Origin of the sequence: Pseudomonas sp. CFII64, from assembly GCF_000416235.1 — a bacterium.
In the GTDB taxonomy this organism is placed as follows: domain Bacteria; phylum Pseudomonadota; class Gammaproteobacteria; order Pseudomonadales; family Pseudomonadaceae; genus Aquipseudomonas.
Map to the genome: position 1 here is coordinate 50016 of NZ_ATLO01000039.1, position 24701 is coordinate 74716.

21 protein-coding genes are annotated in these 24701 nt (G+C 58.8%); 12 read left to right on the forward strand and 9 right to left on the reverse strand.

Annotated features, from left to right (window positions below; genetic code table 11):
• Positions 1-66: 66 nt before the first annotated feature.
• Complete coding sequence (locus tag CFII64_RS17405; protein ID WP_020292129.1) at positions 67-537, forward strand: PA2169 family four-helix-bundle protein; 471 nt, start codon at positions 67-69, stop codon at positions 535-537.
• Between the two features lie 218 nt (positions 538-755).
• Here the strand turns inward: CFII64_RS17405 and CFII64_RS17410 are convergent, their stop codons facing one another.
• The 5 genes from CFII64_RS17410 to CFII64_RS17430 form a co-directional block, all read right to left on the reverse strand.
• On the reverse strand, positions 756-2258 hold the full coding sequence (locus CFII64_RS17410; protein WP_052026636.1) for a sensor domain-containing diguanylate cyclase: 1503 nt from the start codon (positions 2256-2258) through the stop codon (positions 756-758).
• Between the two features lie 154 nt (positions 2259-2412).
• Positions 2413-3789, reverse strand: coding sequence for a heavy metal sensor histidine kinase (locus CFII64_RS17415; RefSeq protein WP_020292131.1), 1377 nt, complete (start codon positions 3787-3789; stop codon positions 2413-2415).
• Positions 3779-4456 (reverse strand): heavy metal response regulator transcription factor, encoded by a 678-nt coding sequence (locus CFII64_RS17420; protein ID WP_020292132.1) that lies wholly within the window; start codon positions 4454-4456, stop codon positions 3779-3781. The genes CFII64_RS17415 and CFII64_RS17420 overlap by 11 nt, the downstream gene beginning before the upstream one ends.
• A gap of 64 nt (positions 4457-4520) precedes the next feature.
• Positions 4521-7634, reverse strand: a complete 3114-nt coding sequence (locus CFII64_RS17425; RefSeq protein ID WP_020292133.1) for a multidrug efflux RND transporter permease subunit — start codon at positions 7632-7634, stop codon at positions 4521-4523.
• Positions 7631-8791: an efflux RND transporter periplasmic adaptor subunit gene (locus tag CFII64_RS17430; RefSeq protein ID WP_020292134.1), complete on the reverse strand. Its 1161-nt coding sequence runs from the start codon at positions 8789-8791 to the stop codon at positions 7631-7633. Before CFII64_RS17430 ends, CFII64_RS17425 begins: the two co-directional genes overlap by 4 nt.
• 303 nt (positions 8792-9094) lie before the next feature.
• Between CFII64_RS17430 and CFII64_RS29835 the strand changes: the two genes are divergently transcribed.
• The 7 genes from CFII64_RS29835 (at position 9095) to CFII64_RS17465 (ending at position 15917) form a co-directional block, all read left to right on the forward strand.
• Positions 9095-9487 (forward strand): hypothetical protein, encoded by a 393-nt coding sequence (locus CFII64_RS29835; protein WP_154232594.1) that lies wholly within the window; start codon positions 9095-9097, stop codon positions 9485-9487.
• A 329-nt stretch (positions 9488-9816) separates the two neighbouring features.
• Positions 9817-10401, forward strand: a complete 585-nt coding sequence (locus tag CFII64_RS17440) for a fimbrial protein (protein ID WP_020292136.1) — start codon at positions 9817-9819, stop codon at positions 10399-10401.
• A 62-nt stretch (positions 10402-10463) separates the two neighbouring features.
• Positions 10464-11201 (forward strand): molecular chaperone, encoded by a 738-nt coding sequence (locus CFII64_RS17445; RefSeq protein WP_020292137.1) that lies wholly within the window; start codon positions 10464-10466, stop codon positions 11199-11201.
• Between the two features lie 164 nt (positions 11202-11365).
• Positions 11366-13816 (forward strand): fimbria/pilus outer membrane usher protein, encoded by a 2451-nt coding sequence (locus CFII64_RS17450; protein ID WP_044901479.1) that lies wholly within the window; start codon positions 11366-11368, stop codon positions 13814-13816.
• Positions 13813-14592, forward strand: coding sequence for a molecular chaperone (locus tag CFII64_RS17455; protein WP_020292139.1), 780 nt, complete (start codon positions 13813-13815; stop codon positions 14590-14592). The genes CFII64_RS17450 and CFII64_RS17455 overlap by 4 nt, the downstream gene beginning before the upstream one ends.
• Positions 14593-14594: 2 nt before the next feature.
• A complete protein-coding gene (locus CFII64_RS17460) occupies positions 14595-15593 on the forward strand; it encodes a fimbrial protein (protein ID WP_020292140.1) in 999 nt (332 codons plus the stop codon).
• A 102-nt stretch (positions 15594-15695) separates the two neighbouring features.
• Positions 15696-15917 carry a hypothetical protein gene (locus CFII64_RS17465; protein ID WP_044901480.1) on the forward strand — a complete coding sequence of 74 codons (222 nt, stop codon included), beginning with the start codon at positions 15696-15698 and terminating at the stop codon, positions 15915-15917.
• A 210-nt stretch (positions 15918-16127) separates the two neighbouring features.
• Here the strand turns inward: CFII64_RS17465 and CFII64_RS17470 are convergent, their stop codons facing one another.
• The 4 genes from CFII64_RS17470 to CFII64_RS17490 all read right to left on the reverse strand — a co-directional run bounded on the left by CFII64_RS17470 (position 16128) and on the right by CFII64_RS17490 (position 18900).
• Positions 16128-16877: a YkgJ family cysteine cluster protein gene (locus CFII64_RS17470; protein WP_020292142.1), complete on the reverse strand. Its 750-nt coding sequence runs from the start codon at positions 16875-16877 to the stop codon at positions 16128-16130.
• Positions 16878-17098: 221 nt separating this feature from the next.
• Complete coding sequence (locus CFII64_RS17480; protein ID WP_020292144.1) at positions 17099-17419, reverse strand: hypothetical protein; 321 nt, start codon at positions 17417-17419, stop codon at positions 17099-17101.
• 42 nt (positions 17420-17461) lie between these two features.
• Positions 17462-18046, reverse strand: a complete 585-nt coding sequence (locus CFII64_RS17485; RefSeq protein ID WP_020292145.1) for an N-acetyltransferase — start codon at positions 18044-18046, stop codon at positions 17462-17464.
• Positions 18001-18900, reverse strand: coding sequence for a chemotaxis protein (locus CFII64_RS17490; protein WP_020292146.1), 900 nt, complete (start codon positions 18898-18900; stop codon positions 18001-18003). The genes CFII64_RS17485 and CFII64_RS17490 overlap by 46 nt, the downstream gene beginning before the upstream one ends.
• Positions 18901-19192: 292 nt before the next feature.
• Here CFII64_RS17490 and hmpA point away from each other — a divergent pair, with 292 nt between their 5' ends.
• The 4 genes from hmpA to cyoB all read left to right on the forward strand — a co-directional run bounded on the left by hmpA (position 19193) and on the right by cyoB (position 24700).
• Positions 19193-20374: an NO-inducible flavohemoprotein gene (gene hmpA, locus CFII64_RS17495; RefSeq protein WP_020292147.1), complete on the forward strand. Its 1182-nt coding sequence runs from the start codon at positions 19193-19195 to the stop codon at positions 20372-20374.
• 373 nt (positions 20375-20747) lie between these two features.
• Positions 20748-21272, forward strand: coding sequence for a disulfide bond formation protein B (locus CFII64_RS17500; RefSeq protein WP_020292148.1), 525 nt, complete (start codon positions 20748-20750; stop codon positions 21270-21272).
• A gap of 452 nt (positions 21273-21724) precedes the next feature.
• Positions 21725-22684, forward strand: a complete 960-nt coding sequence (gene cyoA / locus CFII64_RS17505) for a ubiquinol oxidase subunit II (RefSeq protein WP_020292149.1) — start codon at positions 21725-21727, stop codon at positions 22682-22684.
• A gap of 3 nt (positions 22685-22687) precedes the next feature.
• A complete protein-coding gene (cyoB, locus tag CFII64_RS17510) occupies positions 22688-24700 on the forward strand; it encodes a cytochrome o ubiquinol oxidase subunit I (protein ID WP_020292150.1) in 2013 nt (670 codons plus the stop codon).
• Position 24701: the final 1 nt, after the last annotated feature.

The following is a 24701-nucleotide window of genomic DNA, read 5'->3' on the forward strand; positions in this document are numbered from 1 at the left end:
CACGCTGACTGCAATTACCTAAGCAGAAGACACTTTCGTATCAACCTGCCATTAAGGAAATATCAAATGACTGATATCAATAAAGAATCGATCTCCATCCTGAATGACCTGATCGAAACCAGCAAAGATGGCGAGAAAGGTTTTCAGACCAGCGCCGAAGACATCAAGAACCCTGCGGTCAAGGCGTTCTTCCTGAGCCGTTCCGCTGAAATCGCGACTGCCGTACGTGAACTGCAAGCTGAAGTGCGTGCGCTGGGCGGCGACCCGGAAACTTCTTCCAGCGTCAGCGGCACTCTGCACCGCGCATGGGTTGACTTGAAGTCGACTCTGACCGGCAAGGATGACGTCGCTATCCTCAACGAAGTTGAGCGTGGCGAAGACGTAGCGTTGAAGGCTTACAAAGAAGCTCTGGAAAAAGCACGCGAGAAGGCTCTGCCATCGAACGTTGTGACGTTGATCCAGAAGCAACTGACTGGCGTTCAGGCCAATCACGATAAAGTAAAAGCTCTGCGTGACAGCGCCCGCGCTGCCAGCTGAGATTGAGCTGCGCCTGCCCACTGACGAGTGGGCGGCCGGTTCAATACAAAAAGCGCCAGCCAGTCTGGCGTTTTTTATTGCCCGGGATTTCTTGGGTTGAATGGGGAATCGTTAGAGCGAGGCTAGCCCGCGAAGGTCCGTAGGAGCGACCGTAGGAGCGACTTTAGTCGCGAGAGCGCCAATCGCCCTCCCGGCTAAAGCCGGTCCTACAGCGGGACTTACAGCCCCGCAGCCTCCACCCGATTACGTCCCAGATCCTTGGCTTGATACAGCGCCTTGTCCGCCGCATCGAGCAAGTCCCGCAGCAACACTTCGCTGCTCACCACCGTGCAGGCGATGCCGATGCTGATGGTGACTGGCTGCGTATCGCCGCCATAGGCGGGCAGGGCCTGGACGCCCTGGCGGATTTTTTCGGCCAGGAGTCTGGCCCCGTCAATGTCGGTTTCAGGCAGCGCTACGACAAACTCTTCGCCGCCGTAACGTGCCACGAAATCACTGGGTCTGCGCAGATTGCGCTCAATCGCCAGGGCAACATTGCGCAACACCTCATCGCCGCCATGATGCCCATGACGTTCGTTGAAGGCTTTGAAGTTATCCACATCGATCATCAGCACCGCCAGCGGTTTGCCTGAGCGCATGGCCCGCAGCCATTCGGCCCGGAAAACCTCGTCCAGCTTGCGCCGGTTGGCCAGTCCGGTGAGCGCGTCGGTCTCGGCGCGTATTTTGAGTTCGGTCTCCGCATGCCGACGCAGGCCCAGTTCCCGGCGCAGCAGCATGGCCAGGCCAAAAATCCCGAGGCACAGCACGCTTGTCGCCAGCCCGACCAGCAGCGCATTGCGTCGCCAGATGGCATACACCTCATCGACCGACTGCCCGACGACGACGATCAGCGGCAGGTTGCCGACATGGGAAAACGTATACAGGCGCTGCTTTTTGTCCAGGGATGAGACGCTGATAAAACTGCCACTGCCTTCCCGGAGAATGCGCTGAAAGTTGGGCGACTGGCTCAAATCCTTGCCGATCAGATCCTGGCCATCCAGCTCGGGATGGCGCGCCAGCAGCAGACCGTTGGTGTTGAACAGATTGATGTTGCTGTCCGGCCCGATGTCCAGCGTGAGAAACAGCTGCTTGAAATAAACCAGGCGCATGGCACCGCTGGCGATGCCCAGGAAGGTGCCATCGGGGGCCGACATGCGTCGGCTGAAGCTGATGCACCAGTCCTTGAAACCCCAGCGGGTTTTGAAGGGGCCATCAACTTTCATGTCAGGTGAAGGGTCTTTGGCATGGTTCTGAAAGTGCGGTCGGTCAGACACGTTTTCAGTTCGGGGCTCAACGGACGTGGAGTCGGCGAGGATATAACCGTCCTGGTCCAGCAACAGCAGATCACCCTTGAAGCGCGCAGAGGTAAACCGATCGAAGAGCACCAGATGGCGCAGTTCCGGGGAAATATTCATCAGGCCGGGATGCTGCCAGGCGCTGATCATGCCCTGCAGCGAGGTGTCGTAAAGCTCGGCATTGCGCAACACATCGGCGTCAATCAGCCGCACGATATTGGAAGCAGCGCGTGCGGCGTTCTCATTGGCCTCGCGGTGTTCTCGACTCAGCAGCGAAATGATGATGAGCAACAGCGTCACTACCGCGACGACGCTTCCGCAGATCAAAATAATTTCCGGTCGGCGCCATTTTTTTCGTAATTTTAGCTTGGGCAAAGGAGCAGTCATTGCACGGCGAACGCTCGATGGAAAGCTGATCAGACTTAAGCTGTTGTATTGACTGTAATTTCTTAAATGATCGGCATTAAAGGTGATAGCAGGTCAGGTATTTATAACCTCATATGGATAGCAAGCAACACCAACCGCCGGATGGCTCGGTTCTTCAGGTGCCCAAACTCAGAGGCAAATTAATCCCGAACGTGTTCAAGCCGGCCTGGCTGCGCACAAATACCGTGCCGCCGTGCATCAGGGCAATTGCCTTGACGATGGCCAGGCCCAGGCCATGATTGGCGCCGCTGTTGCTGCGCGAAGCGTCCACCCGATAGAAGCGTTCGAACAGTTTGGGTAAATGTTCCTCGGAAATCTCACTGCCCGGATTGGCCACTTCAATGCTCACGTGTTCCAGGTGTTCGACGATATCGACCTGGATCACTTGTCCGGGCCCGGTGTGCTGCACGGCGTTGTGCAGCAGGTTGATCAAGGCCCGGCGCAGATGGGCCTTTTCGATGGGCACGCTGGCATCGCCATTGACCTGCACCTGCACCTGAGCGTCTTCGAGGATGAAGTCCAGATAATCCAGCGTGGTCGCAACCTCCTGCGCCAGGGACGCGCAGGTCAGTTCGGTGACCTTGCTGCCCTGATCGGCGCTCGCCAGGAACAGCATGTCGTTGATGATCGAGCGCAAGCGTTCCAGTTCCTCGAGATTGGATTGCAGGACTTCGAAATAATGTTCAGCCGAGCGGCCACGCGTGAGTGCGACCTGAGTCTGGCCGATCAGGTTGGTCAACGGCGAACGCAGTTCATGGGCCACGTCCGCATTGAACGACTCCAGGCGCGAATAGGCTTGCTCGACGCGCTCCAGCGTCGAATTGAACGAGGTGACGAACTGGTTCAATTCCGGTGGCAGCGGCGACAGTTGCAGGCGGCCGGAAAGGCGCGGCGGGGCGAGTTTCTGTGCCTCCAGCGACAGGCTGGTCAAGGGCCGCAGGCCAATGCGCGCCACCCAATAACCCAGCAGCGAAGCCAGCGCGATGCCGACCGCCGCGAGGCTGATCAGGGCGATCAACAGCGAGTGCTGGGTTTGCCAGAAGGTCTCGGTGTCGATGGCGATGAGAAAACGCAACGGCGGGCGTTGATCCTTGGCGGCAAACTGACTGACCAGCACCTTGAACGGAAACTCGTGGCCGCTCAGCTTTAAATCGCGCATGCCCAGCGGGCCATTGGCGAACGCGCGAATCTCCGCGTCAGGATTGCCGAATTCATAAGCAGGGTTATCGCTGACCACCCAGAAGTGCAGACGCTTGTCTTCTTCGCTGAGCAATTTGAGCTTGGCGTTGATCTTGACCCAATGCTCCGGCGTGCCGAAGCGGTTGACGGCTGATTCCAGCACGCTGTAGCGCGCATCGACTTCCGCTTCGGGCAACAAACCCAGGCCTTTGTCGACTTGCAAATACAACGCCCAACCGATCAGGGTGAAGACCAGCAAGGCGACCAGCGCAAACATGGCGCCCAGACGCAGTGCGATGGAGTCAGCTTTCACTGCGGTTCTCCAGTACGTAGCCCATGCCGCGAATGGTGTGCAGCAGTTTTTGATCGAACGGCCCGTCCAGCTTGGCCCGCAGACGTTTGATCGCGACTTCGACGACATTGGCGTCACTGTCGAAATTGATGTCCCAGACCATCTCGGCAATCGACGTCTTGGAGAGGATTTCCCCATGCCGCCGCGCCAGCACGCTGAGCAACGAAAACTCCTTGGCAGTCAGATCCAGACGCGTGCCGGCGCGGGTTGCCTTGCGGCTGATCAGATCAATCCACAGATCGGCGATGCTGATTTGCACAGGCTCATGGGCACTGGTGCGGCGGGTCAGGGCTTGCAGGCGGGCGACCAGTTCCAGAAAGGAAAAGGGTTTGCCCAGGTAATCGTCAGCGCCTTCGCGCAGGCCGCGAATCCGGTCGTCCACCTGTTCCCGCGCGGTGAGCATGATCACCGGAGTTTGCTTGCGCGCGCGCAGAGCCCGCAGCACACCGAAACCGTCCAGACCGGGCAGCATGACGTCGAGAATGATCACGTCGTAATCGCTCTCCAGGCTCATGTGCAAACCTTCGATGCCTTCCCGGGCCAGATCGACGGTGTAACCCTGTTCGGTCAGGCCGCGATGCAGGTAGTCGGCGGTCTTTTCTTCGTCTTCGATAATCAGGACGCGCATGGGCAGCACCTCACTGAACGCAGGTTTCCTACAGGTTCCAGCATCCGGGTGCTCTGAAAAGTCTTCATTCGGACATCGCCAGTGCGCGCTTGGGTTGCGTGACGGGTTCCGGCTTGCGCCGATGGAATACACGTTCAAGCTGCAGGTAGATCACCGGGGTGGTGAACAGCGTCAGCGCCTGGCTGACCAGCAAGCCACCGACCACGGCGATACCCAGCGGTTGGCGCAGTTCGGCGCCGACGCCGTAGCCGAGCATCAGCGGCAACGCGCCGAGCAAGGCGGCGAGGGTGGTCATGATGATCGGGCGGAATCGCGTCAGGCAGGCTTCGTAGATGGCGGCCTCGGGGGTGAGCCCGCGTTCGCGTTGCGCTTCAAGGGCAAAGTCCACCAGCAGGATGCCGTTCTTCTTGACGATACCGATCAGCAGCACCACGCCGATCAAGGCCATGATCGAAAAGTCCTGGCCCATCAGCCACAGCATCAACAGCGCGCCGATCCCCGCCGAGGGCAAGGTGGAAATGATCGTCAGCGGATGCACGAAGCTTTCGTACAGCACACCGAGAATGATGTACACCGCCACCAGCGCCGCGAGGATCAACCAGGGTTGGTTGGCCAGGGAACTCTGGAACGCCTGCGCCGCGCCCTGGAAGTTGCCGATGATCGAAGCCGGCATGCCGATTTCGGTCTTGGCCTGATCCAGCATGCGCACCGCGTCGCCCAGCGCGACACCTTTGGACAGGTTGAAAGACAGGTTGGCTGCCGGGAACATGCCGTCGTGGCTGATGGACAGCGGCCCCATGGTCGGCGCCGCGACTTTGGCCAGCGCCGAGAGCGGCACCATCTCGCCGGTCAGTGGCGAGCGCAGATAGAAATACGCCAGGCTTTCGGCCTTGCCGCGCTGCTTGGCGTCCAGTTCGAGAATCACCTTGTACTGGTTGATCTCGGTCTGGAATTCGCTGATCTGGCGCTGTCCGAATGCGTCGTATAAAGCCTGATCGACATCGGCGGTGGTCAGGCCGAAACGTGCGGCGGCGCTGCGGTCGATGTCGATATGGGTGACGCTGCCGCCCAGTTGCAGGTCGTTGGACAGGTCGCGGAATGCCGGGTTGGCGCGCAGTTTTTCGGTGAGGCGTTCAGTCCAGGTATTGAGCAGCGGCCCGTCGTTGCTCTTGAGCACATATTGGTACTGACTGCGGCTTGGGCCGGAACTGAGGTTGATGTCCTGGCCAGCGCGCAGGTACAGCACGATGCCGGGAATCTTCGCCAGTTTCGGTCGTAGCCGGTCGATGAAATCGCTGACCGACACATCCCGGTCGCTGCGCGGTTTCAAGGAAATCCAGAAGCGCCCGTTGGCGATGGTTTGGTTGCTGCCGGTCACGCCGACGGAATGGGAAAAGGCCAGGACGGCGGGGTCTTCACCGACGATTTTCGCCAGTGCCTTATGTTTTTCAACCATGTCCGGGTAAGAGATATCAGCGGCGGCCTCAGTGGTGCCGAGGACGAATGCGGTGTCCTGCACCGGGAAGAAACCCTTGGGAATGATCACGTAGCCGACGACCGCCAGAACCAGCGTCAGGCCGAAAATTCCCAGCATCACCCGTTGATGGGCCAGTGCCTTGCGCAGCCCGCGCTCATAGAAGTCCAGCAAGCGTTCGCCGAAGCCGGGTTTGGCGTGAGGGTCGTGCTTAGGCGCGCGCATGAACAATGCCGCGAGTGTCGGCGCCAGCGTCAACGAAACCACCACGGAAATCAGAATGGTCGCGGTGGCGGTCAATGCAAACTCCTTGAACAGCCGCCCGACCACGCCGCCCATGAACAGCAACGGGATGAAGGCGGCCACCAGCGAGAAGCTGATGGACACCACGGTGAAGCCGATTTCCCCGGCACCTTTGATCGCGGCCTCGCGCATGCCCTCGCCGGCTTCCAGGTGACGGTGGATGTTTTCCACCACGACAATGGCGTCGTCCACCACGAAGCCGACGGCCACCACGATGGCCACCAGCGTCAGGTTGTTCAGGCTGAATCCGAATAGATACATCATGGCGAAGCTGGCAATCAGCGAGACGCCCAGCACGGCGCTGACAATCAAGGTGGCCGACAGCTGACGCAGAAACAGCGCCATGACCGCCACCACCAGCAACACTGCGATCAGCAGGGTGATTTCCACTTCATGCAGGGAGGCGCGAATGGTCCGGGTCCGGTCATTGAGCACGGTGACTTCCACCGAGGCTGGCAGCATTTCCTGCAAGCGTGGCAGTTCGCGCTGAATGCGATCCACGGTGTCGACGATGTTGGCGCCGGGCTGGCGGAAGATCGCCACGTTGACGCCTTGCTGCTCGCCGGACCAGGCACGCACGTAGGCGTTTTCCGAGCCGTTGACCACCCGCGCCACATCGCGCAGATGCACCGGCGCGCCGTCTTTGTAGGAAACGATCAACTGGGCATAATCCTGGGGCCGAAACAGTTGGTCGTTGGACGCAATCGTCGACACGCTGTCTTTGCCGTAAATGGCGCCCTTGGCCAGGTTCAGGCTGGTCTGTTGCACGGCCTGGCGAATGTCGGCGAGGGTCAGGCCCAATGCCGCGAGTTTTTCCGGCGCCGCCTGTACACGAATGGCCGGGCGCTGCTGACCGGTGATGTACACCTGACCGACGCCGTCAATCTGGCTTAACTGACGCGAGAGCAGGGATTCAGTGACGTCACTCAGCTCGGTGCCAGGCATCAGCGTGGAGCTGACGCTGAGGATCAGCACCGGGCTGTCCGCCGGGTTGACCTTGCGCCAGGTGGGCAGGTTCGGCATGTCGGCGGGCAGGCGGCCAGCGGCGGTATTGATCGCGGCTTGAACTTCCTGGGCGGCGGTGTCGATGCTTTTATTGAGGGTGAATTGCAGGGTCAGGTTGGTTGAGCCCAGGGCGCTGCTTGACGTCATCTGCGTCATGCCGGGGATCGCGCTGAATTGCACTTCCAGCGGCGTCGCCACCGAAGACGCCATGGTTTCCGGACTGGCGCCGGGCAATTGTGCCGACACTTGAATGGTCGGGAATTCCGCTTCCGGCAGCGGCGCGATAGGCAGGCGCGGGAACGCGATGGCGCCGAGCAGCACCAGGGCAAAGGTCAAGAGCAGGGTGGCGACCGGATGGTCCACGCACCACGCGGAAATGGATCCGCGGCCTTTCATCGCGCAGTCTCCAGATTGCCTGCCGTGGTTTGCGGCGCGGCATCACTCATCACTTCAATACGCGAACCGGCCTTGAGCCGGGACTGGCCATCACTGACCAGCACATCCCCGGCGCGCGGACCGGTGATCAAGGTCAAGTCGCTGTCCTGATACAGCACTTGCACCGGCACCACTTCGACCTTGTCGCCATTGACCCGATAAGCGAAGTGCTGCTCCATGCCGCGCTGAACCACTTGCGGCGGGACTTTCAAGGCATCGCGCTCGATGCCGGTCTGGATCTTCACCGTTACCAATTGACCTGGCCAGAGCAATTGCTTGGGGTTGCTGAACTCGGCCTTGGCGCGAATGGTGCCGGTGGTGGCGGAAACCTGGTTATCGATCAGCGTCAACTTGCCTTCACCCAGCAAGCTGCCGCTGTCGCCATCACCCAGAAACGCCTTCACCGCAGCGGGGGTGCTGGAGACGGTCAGGCTGTGCAAGGTCGGCAGCATCTGTTGGGGCAGGGAAAACTCCACGGAAACCGGATCGATCTGCGTGACCGAAAACAGCCCTTGCGCATCGCTGACCCGCAGGAAATTGCCTTCGTCGACATTGCGAATGCCGACGCGGCCCGTCACCGGCGAGCGAATCTGCGTGTAGGAAAGCTGCACCTGTGAAGCGCTGATGGCGGCCTGATTGCCCATTGCCGTGGCCTTGAGCTGATGGACCAAGGCCTGCTGCTGGTCGAAGGTCTGTCTGGAAATGCCGTTGTCGTCACTGAGCAACTTGTAGCGCTTGAGATCCAGTTGCGCCACGTCCAGCTGCGCCTGGCTTTGCGCGAGCTGGGCCTTGGCCTGGTCCAGCGTGGCGCGGATCGCCCGGTCATCAATGGTCGCCAGCAGATCACCGGCTTTTACCGCCTGACCCTCCTTGACCAGCACTTTGGTGAGAATGCCGTCCACCTGCGGCCGAATAATCACACTGTGCAGCGAAAGCACCGAACCGATACCCGTCACGTAACGCGGCACATCCTCTTTGACCACGGTCACCACTTTGACCGGCACCGCAGCGGGCGCGCTGACCTTGGCCGTAGCGGGGCGGGTCAGGGTCCAGCTGGCGATTCCGATCAAGCCTGCGATGACAATAACGGCAATGACGGTTTTGGTCTGTCTACGCATGCGAGTGGCGCCGGAAGGTGGGGAAACTGAGGAAGTCGGAAACAGCGCCTCCTTTATAGCCTGCCAATCCGGTCATGAGAATGACTGCAACCTGTCAGAATTGTCAGCAAAGCGGCAAAAAGCCATCTGGCCAGCATCAAGAAATCATCCGCACGGACGATATCTCGGAATGAGAGGTGCTTGATATGAAAAGCACAACTTGTCTTTCAGAACTATCCTACACATTTCCGGGGGTATTTCTTACGGACGTATCTTGCACCGATCTCATTATTTTTTTGCTGATGGAATAGCGGAGTCATTGCAATGAAAAATGAAACGCCCTGCGTGGAACGGTTTTTAAAAGTTGCTTCGTCTTTACGAAATATATCTGTGCTGCTTATTGCAGTGCCTTTGTTATTATCACCCGCCGCCGTATCTGCCAGTAATGGTGCCATCCGGTTTCACGGGCAAGTGATCAATCCGGCCTGTTCAGTACAGTTTTCCAGGAGTTCAATAGACAGCCACAGCGTGCGCGTTATAAAAGTTACAGATGCGTTCACCCTCCAGGTCGATAAGTTACGCGATGTATGTGGCGGTGAGATCAAACCGTTTTCGGTCAGTTACCAGCCGCTGCCGGAAAAGTATTTATCGTCAGTAATCGCTGAAATGACCGGATTAGAGCCTGCCGTTGGTATCATCACGCTGACCTATCAATAATTACGACAAGCCTCTTTGGTTTTTGCGCGACGATGTCACTCTATGGAAGAGTGACCTGTCGCTCCGATTGAAGGTGTCGATAAAAGATAGGCAGTCGTATGAGGTGTGAGGGTTTGCTTGATCTTTTTGGTCGGGTATTGGCCCGATGCCTAGTATTAATTGGTTCATTCATGAATGCCGTTTTCTCCTACGGAAAGTTCTTGCGCGTCTTGTTGGAAAATCCCCCTGCTTAAAGTAACGATGCTGACAGCGATCAAAAAGATCCAACCCTATAGTGCGTGGCGTCCGATTCAGGGCATACACGGAATAACACAAGGAACGTTGTTAGCATGAAAAAACTTACTTTTGGTTTTATGGCAGCAGGCGCATTGACGCTGGGTTTGGCGGGGACGGCGAATGCGGCGAACAACGGGAAACTGATCTTCAACGGTACGCTGACCAATATCTCCTGTGACGTCTCAGCGGGTGCGGGCAGTGCGCCGGGTGTCAATCCGGGTGAAATCGCGGTCGATCTGGGTAACGTATCCTTTTCCGACATCGGCACTTCATCGCAAAGCGAACTGGCCACAGCGACACCCATTCAGTTGCTGGTCAACTGCAGTGCCGGCGTTGATCAATACAACCTGGTGAAAATGCGCTTCTCGGCGCGTTCCGGCAGCGGCCTGGACAACAACGACGCCAAGCTGCTGCGTACAACCGGCGCTGCGGATGGTGTCGGCATCGGTCTGCTCAACGCCGCGAACCAGATCATGGACCTTGGCGGCACCGAAACCATCGACAAACCGTTGATCAAAGACGGCGTGGGCGGCGCAACCGCCGAACTCAACTTCGGCGCGGTCTATGTGCTCAACGGCACAACCACCAATCCCGGCAATGCCGATGGCTTCATGCCTTTCGTTCTGGATTACGAGTAATCCAACAGGCGGGGCGAGTCTGACTCGTTCCGCCTCAATCTGAACCCAAGGCGACAATCTTCATGATCTTTCCTCATTTTCGCTGCCTGGCATTATTCGCCGGTGTCTTGCTGGCCGTCGATGGCCAGGCGGGCATCGTGCTCAATACCACGCGCGTGATTTATCCGGCCAAAGACAAGGAAGTCAGCTTCGGTGTGCATAACACCGGCAGCGCGGAAATTCTCTTGCAGAGCTGGCTTGAACCCAATGTGACAAATCCGGAACCGGGCAGCCTCCCTTTTGTCGTGACCCCGGCGCTGGCCCGCGTGCAGGGCGACGGCAAACAGCTGCTGCGGATTATTTACGCGGGCACTGATATGCCTCGGGATCGTGAGTCGGTGCTGTGGCTCAACGTGCAGGAAATTCCCCAGGCCGTTGCCGAGAACTCGTTGCAGGTGGCGATACGGCAGCGAATCAAAGTGTTTTTCCGCCCCGAAAGTTTGCCGGGCGAAGCCGCGCAAGCACCGCAGGGATTGCGGTGGCGAATCGAGCCGGCGGGTTTGCAGGTGGACAATCCCGGGGTTTATCACGTGTCCATGGTCAGGCTTGAAGTGCGCCAGGACGGCGACATGCTGCTGAGCCTGGACGGCCAGATGATCGCGCCGGGCCAGAGCATTCAGCTGCCTTTGAAGCATCCGCCAACGCTTGCGCCAATCAAGCTGAGTTTCATCAGCATCAATGACTTCGGTGGACAGGAGCCGTATCGCGCCGCTTTGAAATCCGGCCAGACCGTTCAGGCCGAAGTGGCCGAACCGCGTTAGCCGCACCCACTGATTGAACCGTTTAGGGGCCGCGTTTTGCGCTGGCTCTGTCGTCATGCGTCTGCGTGAAGGGATTGCGCTGCGCGCTGAATGCCTGAATCGAGTGAAAACTGCTAATGGAATGGCTTTATCTGAATACCAGGGAGTTCTCCCCGCGACCCTTCATGGCGGGCGGGCTGGTGAGCCTGATGTTGTTTGCGCCGTTGTCTTCGGCAGCCGACAACGGCGATGCGTCGACCGTGAAATTCAATACCGCGTTCATCCAGGGCAGCGACCGGCCCCCGGAACTCACCGAGTTTCTGCGGGCCAACAGCGTATTGCCCGGCACCTATCGGGTGGACATTTACGTCAATCGGGCATTGAGCGGGCGGCGCGACATCAGCTTCAGCAAGAACACGGTTTCCGGCCGTGTCGAACCGTGTCTGACGCTGCCGATGTTGCAGTCCTTCGGGCTCGATGTAGAGCGGCTGCCAGCGCTGCGACAAAGCTGTGTCGATCTGGCCCAGGTCGAGTTCGCCCGTGTCGATTACCAGCCCAATGCCCTGCGCCTGGACATCAGCGTGCCGCAAGCCTTGATGACCCGCAGTTCCAGAGGCTTTGTCTCGCCTGATCTGTGGGACGAGGGCGAGTCGGTGGGCTTCGTCAATTACAGCTTCAGTACCAGCCGACGCCGCAATCGTCAGCGCGATGCCGACAGCTATTACCTGGGCCTGCGCAACGGCATGAATCTGGGCGCATGGCGTTTGCGTAACGAATCGTCCCTGACGTACGGCAGCGACCAACCCTATCGCTTTCGCAGCAATCGCACCTTTGTGCAACGCGATATCAGCGCACTCAAGAGCCAGTTGACTCTGGGCGAGACGTTCACCGATTCCCAGGTCTTCGACAGCGTGCGTTTCAAGGGCGCCGCGCTCAGTTCCGACGACGGCATGCTGCCCGACAGCGAGCGCATCTTTGCCCCGGTGATTCGCGGCGTCGCCGAGACCAACGCCGCCGTGGAAGTCCGGCAGAACGACTTCCTGCTGTACAGCGGCAATGTTTCACCCGGCCCCTTTGAAATCACCGACATCTATCCCAGCGGTTCCAATGGCGATCTGCAAGTCACGATCATCGAGGCCGACGGCCGTCGGCGCTCGTTTACCCAGGCGTACGCGGCGCTGCCGATCATGGTGCCGCCAGGCGCGTTGCGTTTCAGCCTGGCTGCCGGACAACTGGACGACAACGGCAATAATCCCGAGTCGCCGACCTTTGCCAGCGCCGCCTTGATCTACGGGTTGTCGGAGCGGATCACCGGCTTTGGTGGCTTGCAAGTGGCCGAAGATTATCAGGCCAGTAACCTCGGCGTGGGGGTCAATACCGGGTTGGGCGCGCTGTCTGCCGATGTCACGCAATCGATCAGTGAAGTGCGCAAGGCGAGTCGTGTCGGGCAAAGCCTGCGCCTGCGTTACGCCAACACGCTGGACGTCACCAACACCACGCTGGCGATAGCCGGTTATCGCTATTCCACTGAAAAATACCGGACGCTCAATGAGCACGTCGACGAGCTTGGCAACGTTGTCCGGCGGCTTGCGACAGGTCGCGCCAAGGACCGCTTCGAGCTGACGGTCACTCAGGCGTTTGTCGATCCTTCCGGCAGCCTGAGTCTGACGGCCTCGGAGCAGCGTTACTGGAACCTGCCCGGCAAGACCCGCCAGTTTTATCTGGCGTGGAACGCTACGTGGCGCAGCCTCAGCTACAACCTTTCGCTGGAAAGCAACCGCGAGGTGGGCAGTGCGCTGGCGGGCGACAGCGATCAGCGGATTGGCCTGAGCGTGACCCTGCCACTGGGTTCCAGCCCCGGTTCGTCGCGGCTTTCGTTCAATGGCGTGCGTGACAGTTCGGGGGATTACAACGCGCAGGCTGGACTCAACGGTCAGGTGCTGGATCAGCGCAGTACGTTTTATTCGGTGCAGGTCGGTCAGGACAATCGCTCCGGCAGCTTTGGCTCCGGCAAAGTCAGCACCACCGCACCCTTCGGTCGTTTCGAGGCCGGTTACAGCCAGGGCCGGGATTACGACGCGTTCAGCCTGAGCGCTGCCGGATCCTTGGTGGCCCATGCGGGCGGGGTCAATTTTGGCCAGTCGCTGGGCGAGACGTTTGCCCTTATCGAAGTCCCTGACGTCAGTGGCGCGAGACTTACCAGCTTCAACAACGTGGAGACCGCCGCGAACGGTTACGCAGTGCTGCCTTACGCGCAGCCGTATCGCAGCAATTGGGTCAGCCTCGATACGCGGCAGCTGGGCGCGGATGTCGATCTGGATAACGCCGTCAGCCAGATTGTGCCGCGTCGTGGCGCGATACCGGTGGTGCGCTTCAAGGCGTCGGTGGGGCGTCGGGTGCAATTCGAACTGGTCCGCGCCGATGGCAGCAAAGTGCCGCTGGGCGCCAGTGTGGAAAATGCCGATGGCAAGGCGTTGGCGGTGGTTGATCCAACCGGGCGCGCTTTGGTACTCAGTGATCAGGACCGTGGCGAGCTGCAGGTGAAATGGGCCGGCAACCAGTGTCGGGCGCCGTTTGCCCTGCCTGAAAAAGACCCGAAACACGCCTACGAGCGCGTCCAGGTGATCTGCCAATGAAGCGGCCGGTGGTGTGGATCGTCGTGGTTTATCTGCTCTTGACGCTGCTGATCTCGGTGCCGGGCCTGAAAGCCTTTGGCGCGGTTTCCCTGACGGGCACGCGCTTGATTTTCGATGGGCGCTTTGCTGAAGCCAGCATTGCGCTGACCAACCGCAGCGACCAACCGGTATTGATTCAAGCCTGGCTGACCGATGCCCGCGACGATGATGGCGATCCCGGCAAGGTCGGCGGCGAGTTGCCGTTTGTGTTGACGCCGCCTCTGTCGCAACTGGACGGGCAGGGCAAACAGGTCTTGCGCCTGATGTATCAAGGCAGCGGCATTGCCCAGGACAAGGAATCGCTGCTGCACCTGTATGTGCTGGAAATTCCCCGCCGCGTCGAGGGGCAAAATCAGCTGAGCATCGCCATCCGCCAACGCATCAATGTGTTTTATCGGCCTGCGGGGTTGCCCGGCGATCCCGCTGAAACCCCGAGCCTGTTGCGCTGGACGTTGCCTGCAAACGGACCGTTGCGGATCAGCAATCCCACGGCGTTTCACGTCGCGCTGCAAAACGTGCAGGTGGGCGGCGTTGAACTCAGTGATTACCTGTTGCTGGCGCCGGGGGCGAACCATGAGTTTGCCTTGCCGGCGTCAAATGCGGGACCACAACGCCTGTCGTTCAGCGCACTCACGGACTACGGCGCAGCCCGCGCCTATTGCGCCCCAATCGACGGCCGCGAGCCTGTCAGCGCTCGCTTGCACGACCCCGTTTTTCCACAGCAAAAGGAATGCTGAGCATGAATCGTCCCCATCACCCGCGCTGGTGCCAGCTGCTGTTCGTGGCTCTGTTGTTGAGCCCGGCCAGCTGTTTCGCGCTGATCTGCAAAACCCAGGGCTCGGGTCAGACGCTGATTCGCGATGATCTGGACAGCAGCGTGGCGATCCCCGCCACGCTGCCCGATGGCGACATCGTCTGGCGTTCGCCGCGACACGACATTCAGGTCGAATGCGCCAAGGACGCCATGCCGCAAGTGCGGGAAGAAATCTTCGTCTACCTCAATCCGGATAACCAGCAGATCGGCCAGGGTATTCGCTCCGGCCTGGCGTTGGCGGGCATCGATCACCTGCAAAGCGGCGGGCGGATCGCGACCGGTCAGTTCCTGCCGGTGTGTCACGAGAGCCCGTCCAATATCGCGGCCTGCCCAAAAGTGACGTTCAATCTTGGCTTCTCGATGTTCATCCAGAAATTCGGACCCACTCCGCCCTCCGGCGTCGCCAGTGACCTGCTGGATTATCGGCTGTTCCAGCTTGACGGTGGCAGCGGCCCCAATCCGTTGCCTGGGCAGAACCTCAGTTACCTGATCAATAACCTGAACGGCTTACGTTTTGTGGCCTGCGATGCCGAGTTGCAGATCGTGCCCGAGACTGTCGAATTCGGCCCCATCGGGATTCAGCAGGTGGCCGTGGGGAAAGTCATCGATCGCCGACCGTTTTCCCTGGTCACGCGCAGAACCTGCGATTCGCCGTTCAGCCTCGGTGCGCGTTTCAAACCCGTCACGGGGACGCTGGCGGGGGATTTCCTGATTCCGGCAGCCAACAGATCGGTGGGCATCCGTATCGTCAATGGCCGCGACGACGCGATCCTGCGGTACAACGAGCCATTTCATCTGGCGGACATGCTCGACGATGTTTCATCCGCGAGTGCGGACTTCAATGCCGAGTTGGTCTGGCAGACGACGCGACCCAAGGCCGGGCCATTCGAGGCCGAGGTCATGGTGGATCTGTTTTACAAATAGCGTTAGCCGATGGGAGGTGAAGGGCGGTGCAGGCGGGTTGCGAGGGATTGAGGTATGCTGCGCGGCCGTTCGACGACCCCATTCCATTTTCTGGAGCCTTCCATGACTTCTGCTGACCAAACACCTGCTCCTGAAACCGTCGTCGATGATGCGGCCACAGACAAGCAAACCGCGATTCCAGCGTTCAGCTTCCCGTTCAAGCCTGCCGATTTCGCGCAGAACAAGAACGATCAACCCTGGTATCAGCAATCGAACAAATCCGGCCACCACAAAACCCCGGGCGTCGCGCCACACGGCACGCGCAAGACGATGGGTAAGCGCTGAGCCAGTCGCGATTCCGTGCAGGCTGTGTGGGAGCGAGCTTGCTCGCGAAGAACGATCTGACTCACCGCGGCGCCTGATTCGCGGGCAAGCCTCCAACGGAACGCCTTGATGCCCGTAGGACCGGATTCATCCGGGAGGGCGTCGGCACTGGCAACACATCCGTGGCGTCTGAAAACCCTTCGCGAGCAAGCCTCGCTCCAACGGACTGTGTCAGGCCTGCAACGGAATGAACAGATACCCCTGCGGCTCGCTGCTCAGCACATTGGCGCCCGCCACTTGTAGCCTGTCGATCACCGCTTGCCCCGCGACGTGAAAGCTCCAGCCCTCGTGCTCGGCGGGACGATCACCGCCTTCAAGCACGTGCACCACCGCTCCGGCAAAAGCGCTCATGTCCGGCAAATACGCCACGAAGCCATTGCCCTTGAGCGCCGTGGTGCGGATCCCCAGTTGCTGACAGATGGCTTGCTTGGCGGCGATGTCATCCCGGTCGGCCTGGCGCGACTGTTCGATCAGCCCCATCAGTTGCGTATCGACCAGTTGGCCGCCGACGATCAGGTCCGGACCTTGTTCCCAGGATTGCGGCGGACAGCCCTTGGATTCTGGTCGCAGGGGGATATGCGGATTGATTTCCATCGGATAGATACGGCACACCAGCGGCCGACGCTCGTAGATGCGGCAGAGATTTTCCGCGTCAAGATTCCGACAAGGGCCGACGTTGTAAGCGGCGAAGGTGATGGCCACATGGACCTCGGCTGTACCGCTGGCAACCACTGTCGAGCGGCGCAAAGCGTGGTTCAGCTGGGTGTGATCAACGCCATAACCATCGGCCAGAAACGCCTCGGTCAGAACGATCACTGTGCCGCCGTCGGCCGCCCAGTGCATGGCTTCGGTGAGTGTCAGGGGAACGTGGTGATCGGTGCAGCAACTGCCACAACCGACGCAGGAAAACTGGGTGTTCATGGGCAAGCGATCCGTCATGACAGGCGCGGAACAGTGCGGCAAGAACTGGCTGCGCACACGGCAAAGTCAGAAGTCGAAGCAAGTTATGCGCCAGCGCACCGAGATGGCCATTCGGGGACAAGTCCCCTCCTACCGGTTTTGCACAGGTCAGGTAGGACCGGACTTGTCCGGGAAAGACTTTTGAGCGACACGGAATCTCGCTGATGGGTCATTGCGGGCATTTACTGCTTCGGCGTTGGCTTGAGCGCGTTCCACTCGGTCACTGTCGCCTTTTTGCTGTGGCGGTTGTACAGGCACAGCTCGGCGCCAGGCTGATTTTTCATGTGTGGTTGCGGATAACGGCCTTCGAGCATCAGCGCTTCGTAGCCGACGCTGTCGTCGAAGCCCGCTTTACCGGAGGGTTTGACGCTTTTGAGCTGGCTGGCCTTGATGCAGCTGTCGACCACTGCCTTGTCCAGCGCTTTCCAGGCATCGGTGCTTGAAGCCTGGGCCTGACCGGCGATGGCGATCAGGGCAAGCAGTAACGCGGAGGCTGATTTCATGTCCATTTCCATTGGGCTTGATGGGGTGGCGATTATGCCAGATCAGGCCAGATCGAGCTCGGTCATTGCCGAGCGCTGCACGTAGCGCATCCCGGCTTTTTCATACAGCCGCCGGGCATCGAAGTTGTTTTCCATGACCTTGAGGTCCACCCAGCCTTCGCCGCGCAAGCCGAACGCGTGGAAGCCATGCGTGAGCAGTGCAAGTGCGGTGCCCTGACGCCGGGCGCGAGGATGAACGACCAGATCCTTGATGAACGCGCTGGTCCAGCAGTGCATGACGCCCACCAGGTCTGATTCGTCCCAGGCGCTGAAACACAGGGCCGGGTCGAATTCAGGATCAGCGTGCAAGCTGCGCAGCCAGGTTGGAAAATCCGTCACGCTGCCGCCGCCGTTTTGATAGCCCAGGATCAGCAACTGATGAATCTGCATCGCGTCTTCGGGCGCAAATCCCTGCCGAATCGGTTGACCGGCAGCGGCGTTGATCGGGTGGACGCCCTGCAGATCCCGACGCATCAGCCAGCAATGCCGGTCCGAGCTGCCGAGGGGATCGGCAGCAGGTCGGGTTGGCTGGTTTTGCCAGATCAGTGATGGCTGGCTTGCACCGCACGTGCCGCCGTGATTAAACATTTGGTCAACTCAGGGGACGAGAACTTGGTCAGTACGGCATTGGCACCTGCCGCCTGGGCTTTTTCGCTGTTCATCGCGCTGTCCAGCGATGTATGCAGCAGGACATAAAGATCGTTGAAGTCCGGGGTCTCGCGCAAGGTGCGCGTGAATGCATAACCATCCATTTCGGACATTTCGATATCCGAAACCACCACGTTGATCTGCGCCGGTGAGCCTTGCAGCTCCAGCAACACGTCGATGGCTTCCTTGGCGCTGCGGGCCGTGTGGCAATCGAGGCCGAGGTTGCGCAGGGTAATCAGCGATTGCTGCAAGGCCACCTGACTGTCATCGACCACCAGAATTCGCGCGGCGGCCAGCAGTTCGACTTCTTCCGCCGTCAGAGCGTTAGGCTCGACGACGATTTGCGCAGGTGCGATGGCATGGATGACCTTCTCGATATCCAGCACCTGCACCAGCACGCCATCGACCTGGGTGACCCCGGTAATGAATGACTTGCTGCCTGCGCCGTAGGGCGGCGGGCGAATGTCGGTGGTCAGGCAATGAACAATCTTGCTCACGGCTTGCACATGCAGACCCTGTTTGGAGCGGCTGACGTCGGTGACGATCAGGCAGCCACCGTCCGGGTCCACCAGTGGACGCTCGCCAATGGCGCGACTGAGGTCGATCACCGACAACGCCGCACCGCGCAAGGTGGCGACGCCTTTGACGTGGGGATGGGATTCGGGCAGCCGGGTCAGGGCAGGGCAGGGGATGATTTCGCTGACCTTGAGTAGATTGATCGCCATCAGCTTGCCGCTGCGCAATGTGAACAGCAGCAGCGAGAGGGAATCTGCGCGGACGTTCTTGGAGGACATATAAACCTTCTGGCCTTAGGTGTCTCGCTGCAACGAGCAGCAGACAGCTTTCTTTGGAGGGTTATCGACCTGCGCGTCGCGTGCTTGAGGTTTTTTGTGTAACCGATGTGCAAAATTCTGCTACCGACAGGCGAGTCAAAAAGACTTCTCGCTGTCAAAACGACCCGTTTTCGTCTGTTGTCATTTTGACCTTGTGTCTTTAGGTGGTTGATTATATTGAATAAAAATACTGGCACGATTACTGATACATGCAGGGTAGATCTTGTAAAGTCCCGCGTGCCAGGAGTACCTCATGTTGAATGCCTCAGATCGTGCCATCGTCAAATCCACTGTGCCACTGCTCGAAAGCGGTGGCGAAGCACTGACCACTCATTTCTATAAAAAAATGCTTTCGGAATACCCGCAAGTGCAGCCCTTGTTCAATCCGGCCCACCAGGCGAGCGGTGCTCAGCCCAAAGCCCTGGCCAACGGTTTGCTGATGTACGCCCGGCATATCGATGAGCTGGAGCAACTGGGTGATCTGCTCGCCAAGATCATCAACAAACACGTCGCGCTGCAAATTCTTCCCGAGCACTACCCGATTGTCGGCAGCTGCCTGTTGGCCGCCATTATCGAAGTGCTGGGCGAGGAAATCGCCACCGAGGAAGTGATCAATGCCTGGGCCAACGCCTATCAGCAACTGGCGGACATCCTGATCGGCGCCGAAGCGGTGATCTACGACGAAAAGGCCGAGGCTCAAGGCGGCTGGCGCGGGACTCGTGAATTCAAGCTGATGGACAAGGTCGTGGAAAGTAACGAGATCACCTCGTTCTACCTCAAGCCTGCGGACGCAGGTCCGGTGCTGGATTTTGCCGCCGGCCAATACCTGGGTTTACAACTGCACATCAACGGCATCGAGATGCGTCGCAACTACTCGCTGTCGGCGGTTCCTGGCGGCGGCCAGTACCGGATCAGCGTCAAGCGTGAGCCGCACGGCAAGGTGTCGAACTATCTGCACGATCAGGTGCAGGTCGGCGACAGCCTTCAGGTCTTCACGCCGTCCGGGGAGTTCACCCTGGCCAAGAGTGACAAACCGCTGGTGTTGATCAGTGGCGGGGTAGGGATCACGCCAACTCTGGCCATGCTTGAAGCCGCGCTGGAGACTTCCCGTCCGATCCACTTCATCCACTGCGCGCGCAATGGCGGCGTCCATGCGTTTCGCAAATGGGTCGATGATCTGGCAGCTCGCCATCCGCAGCTCAAGCGTTTCTATTGCTACGCCGAAAATGACGGCGTCAGCCCGGCAGCCGATGCGGTGGGCTTGCTGAATCAGGCGCAGCTGGAGCAATGGTTGCCGGAGGATCGCGACCTGGATGCCTACTTCCTCGGTCCCAAGGGGTTCATGGCTGCGATCAAGCGCCAGTTGAAAATTGCCGGGGTTCCTGAGAAGCAAAGCCGTTTTGAATTCTTCGGCCCGGCTTCTGCCCTTGAGTAAGCTGCGACAAAGCGCCGCACTCTTCTATATATAGAAGGGCTCACTGCGACAAAAAGCCGCATCCTTCTATATATAAGAAGGATTCGGCTTTTTTGCGTTTCTGGCGGTGCTTTGTGCCGGATGCTGGCGGTGATCGTGCATGGCGGATTTTTGCTTGCCCATGACGCAGGTCAAGGCGAGGTGGTGCCATCCGGTGGCCAAATGTATCCGTACAGCGGGTCAGGTCTTGAGTTGTCCGGCCCGCCCCGTGATTATCCCGAGCGATCGGGCCGTTGTGCATTTACACTCTCGTGGTTGAGAACCCACGGCTGGCTTCAATGGGCCCAGGCATGGATCGACGATCCATATGGACACCCTGACAAAAGGTATGTGAATGAGCGACAACATGTTGTACCTGAAACGCGAGAAACGCTTCCTGGTCTTGCTGGGCGTGATTTGCCTGGCCTTGATCGGCGGCGCGTTGTACATGCAAGTGGTGCTGGGCGAGGCGCCATGCCCGCTGTGTATCCTGCAACGTTATGCGCTGTTGTTCATCGCCATCTTCGCCTTCATCGGCGCCGCGATGCCGGGCAGCCGCAGTATCACCGTGTGCGAGGTGCTGGTCACCTTGAGTGCAATCGGCGGAATCTTCGCTGCCGGCCGTCACGTCTACATCCTTTCCCATCCCAGCGAGAGCTGCGGCATCGATGTGCTGCAACCGATCGTCGACGGTTTGCCATTGGCATTGATCTTTCCCCTGGGTTTTCAGGTCGACGGCTTTTGCACGACCCCTTATCCGCCAGTCCTCGGTCTTTCTCTGGCGCAATGGGCGTTGGTGGCCTTCGTTCTGACTGTCGTGCTGGTTCCAGTCGGAATCCTGCGTAACCGCCGCAAGCGTCACGGTTTACAAGGCTTGTAAGGTTTGGCGCCCCGGAAAGACGGGGCGTTTTTCTTGTGAAAATTCCGTCGTCGTTTCGTGATCGTTACGTATTCGGAAACAAACTGTTGCTAAATAAACCATAGTCATAAAAATCTTACATATCTACAATCGCCGCACTTACCGCTCCGGTCCACCGAGTGATAAGCCGTTTTCAGGGTCCAAAAGCGTCCTTTTACACCTTGTGTAGAGTGTTTTTGCGGCCTTTGTTAGCACTCGGAATGTCCGCGCCAAAGGGAATTGGCCTGCAAAACAGGCCCAATGCCACCAATCAAATAAGAACTAAAGATAACGTCGGATTTGTCGTTACGCTTGCATGCGTCCTGACAGGGCCCTGTTCAATCCAAAAATATGCCAGCACCGGCAGGCTTTAGTGTTGGCGGTCGAAAACCAATTGCACTGCGCAAGCTGCTTTTGCTTTTAGAGGTCGTGAGATGAGTAAAAAAAGGTACCCCAGGTTTTTTGGCTTCTTGGCCCTTTTCAGCATGCTTTTGCTCAGTGGTTGCGAGGGTGTGCCTCTGCTCGATCCGAAAGGACAAGTAGGGATTGACGAGCGAAACCTGATTATTACCGCGACGCTGCTGATGTTGATTGTCGTGATTCCGGTCATTTTCATGACCATTATCTTCGCCTGGAAATATCGCGCATCGAACACGAAAGCGACGTACACGCCTGACTGGTCGCACTCCACGAAGATCGAAATCGCTGTATGGGGCATTCCACTCGCCCTGTTGATCGTCCTGGGCTACATCACCTACGTGTCTACTCACGCTCTCGATCCGTACCGCCCTATCGACTCCGACGTCAAGCCGGTGACGATCGAAGTGATCTCGATGGACTGGAAATGGGTATTCATCTACCCGGAACAGGGCATCGCCACGGTCAACAAAATCGTGTTCCCGGCCAACACACCGGTCAATTTCAAAATCACCTCTGACTCGGTAATGAACTCGTTCTTCATTCCAGGTCTGGGCGGCCAGGTGTACGCCATGGCGGGCATGCTGACCAAGCTGCACTTGATCGCCAACGAGAACCACGAATTCAACGGTATCTCCGCCAACTACAGCGGCGCGGGCTTCACCGGCATGAAATTCAAGGCGATCTCGACGTCTCAGGCTGACTTCGACGCCTGGGTCACTGAAGTCAAGAATTCACCGAAAAAGCTTGAAACGTCCGAATACGCAGCCTTGCTCAAGCCAAGCGAGCGTAATCCCGTCGAGCTCTACTCCAAGGTCACTCCAAACCTGTTCCAGGCCGTCATCGACAAATATGAAGGCATGAAACCGGGCAAGGCGAATCCTCACGAGCAGGAAGGCAACGCTCACGAGGCAGAACATGCCGGTATGGCAGGGATGGACATGGGTAAGCATTCAGCTGCTGGGGCAGAGGAGTAAACGATGTTTGGTAAATTAAGTCTGGACGCGATACCGTTCCACGAACCGATCGTCATGATCACCCTGGCGATGATCGCGCTGGGTGGCATCGCGTTGTTCGCGGCGATCACGTACTTCAAGAAGTGGACCTATCTGTGGACCGAATGGCTGACTTCGGTCGACCATAAGAAAATCGGTGTGATGTACATCGTGGTTGCCATGGTCATGCTGTTGCGTGGCTTTGCCGACGCCGTGATGATGCGTACCCAGTTGGCTGTCGCCACCAATGGCTCGGAAGGCTACCTGCCACCCGAGCACTATGACCAGATCTTCACCGCTCACGGTGTGATCATGATCATCTTCATGGCGATGCCATTCTTCACCGGCCTGATGAACATCGTCGTGCCGCTGCAGATCGGCGCCCGTGACGTTGCCTTCCCGTTCCTGAACTCCCTGAGCTTCTGGCTGCTGGTATCCGGCGTGATCCTGGTCAACCTGTCCCTGGGCGTCGGCGAGTTCGCACGTACCGGTTGGGTTGCCTATCCACCTCTTTCCGAACTGGGCTACAGCCCGGGCGTGGGGGTCGATTACTACATCTGGGCGCTACAGCTATCGGGACTCGGGACGACACTCACGGGTGTCAACTTCCTGGTTACCGTGCTGAAAATGCGTACGCCTGGCATGAAGTTGATGGAAATGCCGATCTTCACCTGGACCTGCACCTTCGCCAACGTTCTGATCGTGGCTTCGTTCCCGATCCTGACGGCGACGCTGGGCCTGTTGACGCTTGACCGCTACATGGACTTCCACATTTTCACGAACGAGTTGGGTGGTAACCCGATGATGTACGTGAACCTGTTCTGGGCATGGGGTCACCCTGAGGTTTACATCCTGGTGCTTCCGGCATTCGGGGTCTTCTCCGAGGTCATCTCCACGTTCTCCGGTAAACGTCTGTTCGGTCACAAGTCGATGATCTTCGCCAGCGGCGGGATCACCGTGCTGGGCTTCATGGTCTGGCTGCACCACTTCTTCACCATGGGTTCGGGTGCCAACGTCAACGCCTTCTTCGGGCTGGCGACGATGCTCATTGCGATCCCGACGGGTGTGAAGCTGTTCAACTGGCTGTTCACGATCTACCAGGGCCGTCTGCGCTTCACTGCACCGGTTCTCTGGACCCTGGGCTTCATCATCACCTTCTCGATCGGCGGCATGACCGGCGTTCTGTTGGCGATTCCAGGTGCTGACTTCGTGCTGCACAACAGCCTGTTCGTCATCGCTCACTTCCACAACGTCATCATCGGCGGTGCGGTCTTCGGTTACATCGCTGGCTTCGCGTTCTGGTTCCCTAAAGCGTTCGGCTTCAAGCTCAACGAAAACTGGGGCAAGGCTGCGTTCGGCTTCTGGTTCACCGGTTTCTTCGTGGCGTTCATGCCGCTGTACTTCCTGGGCTTCCTGGGTATGACCCGTCGTCTGAACAGCACCGATAACCCTGAGTGGAACCTGTATCTGCACATCGCCTTCTGGGGCGCGATGCTGATCGCTTGCGGTATCGCCTGCCAGTTGATCCAGATCTACGTCAGTATCCGCGATCGCAAAGACAACATGGACGTCACTGGCGACCCATGGAATGGCCACACGCTCGAGTGGTCGACTTCTTCGCCGCCGCCGTTCTACAACTTTGCAGAACTGCCAAAAGCTGACGAAATCGATGCGTTCACCGCTAACAAGCGTGCGGGCACGGCTTACAACGTTCCGGCTCACTACTCCGACATTCACATGCCTAACAACACCGCCACTGGCGTGGTGATGGGCCTGCTGTTGACGGTATTCGGATTTGCCATGATCTGGCACATCTGGTGGCTGGCGATCGCCAGCCTGGTAGGAACGGTCGTTGCCTTCGTGATCCACGCAGCACGTGACGACCAGGGCTACATGGTTCCGGCCGCAGACGTAGCGCGTATCGAAGGTGAGCAGCACAAGGTCCTCGTGGCTAACGGCGCATACACTCCTGTCAATTCCACGCTGGAGCAGGTTTAAA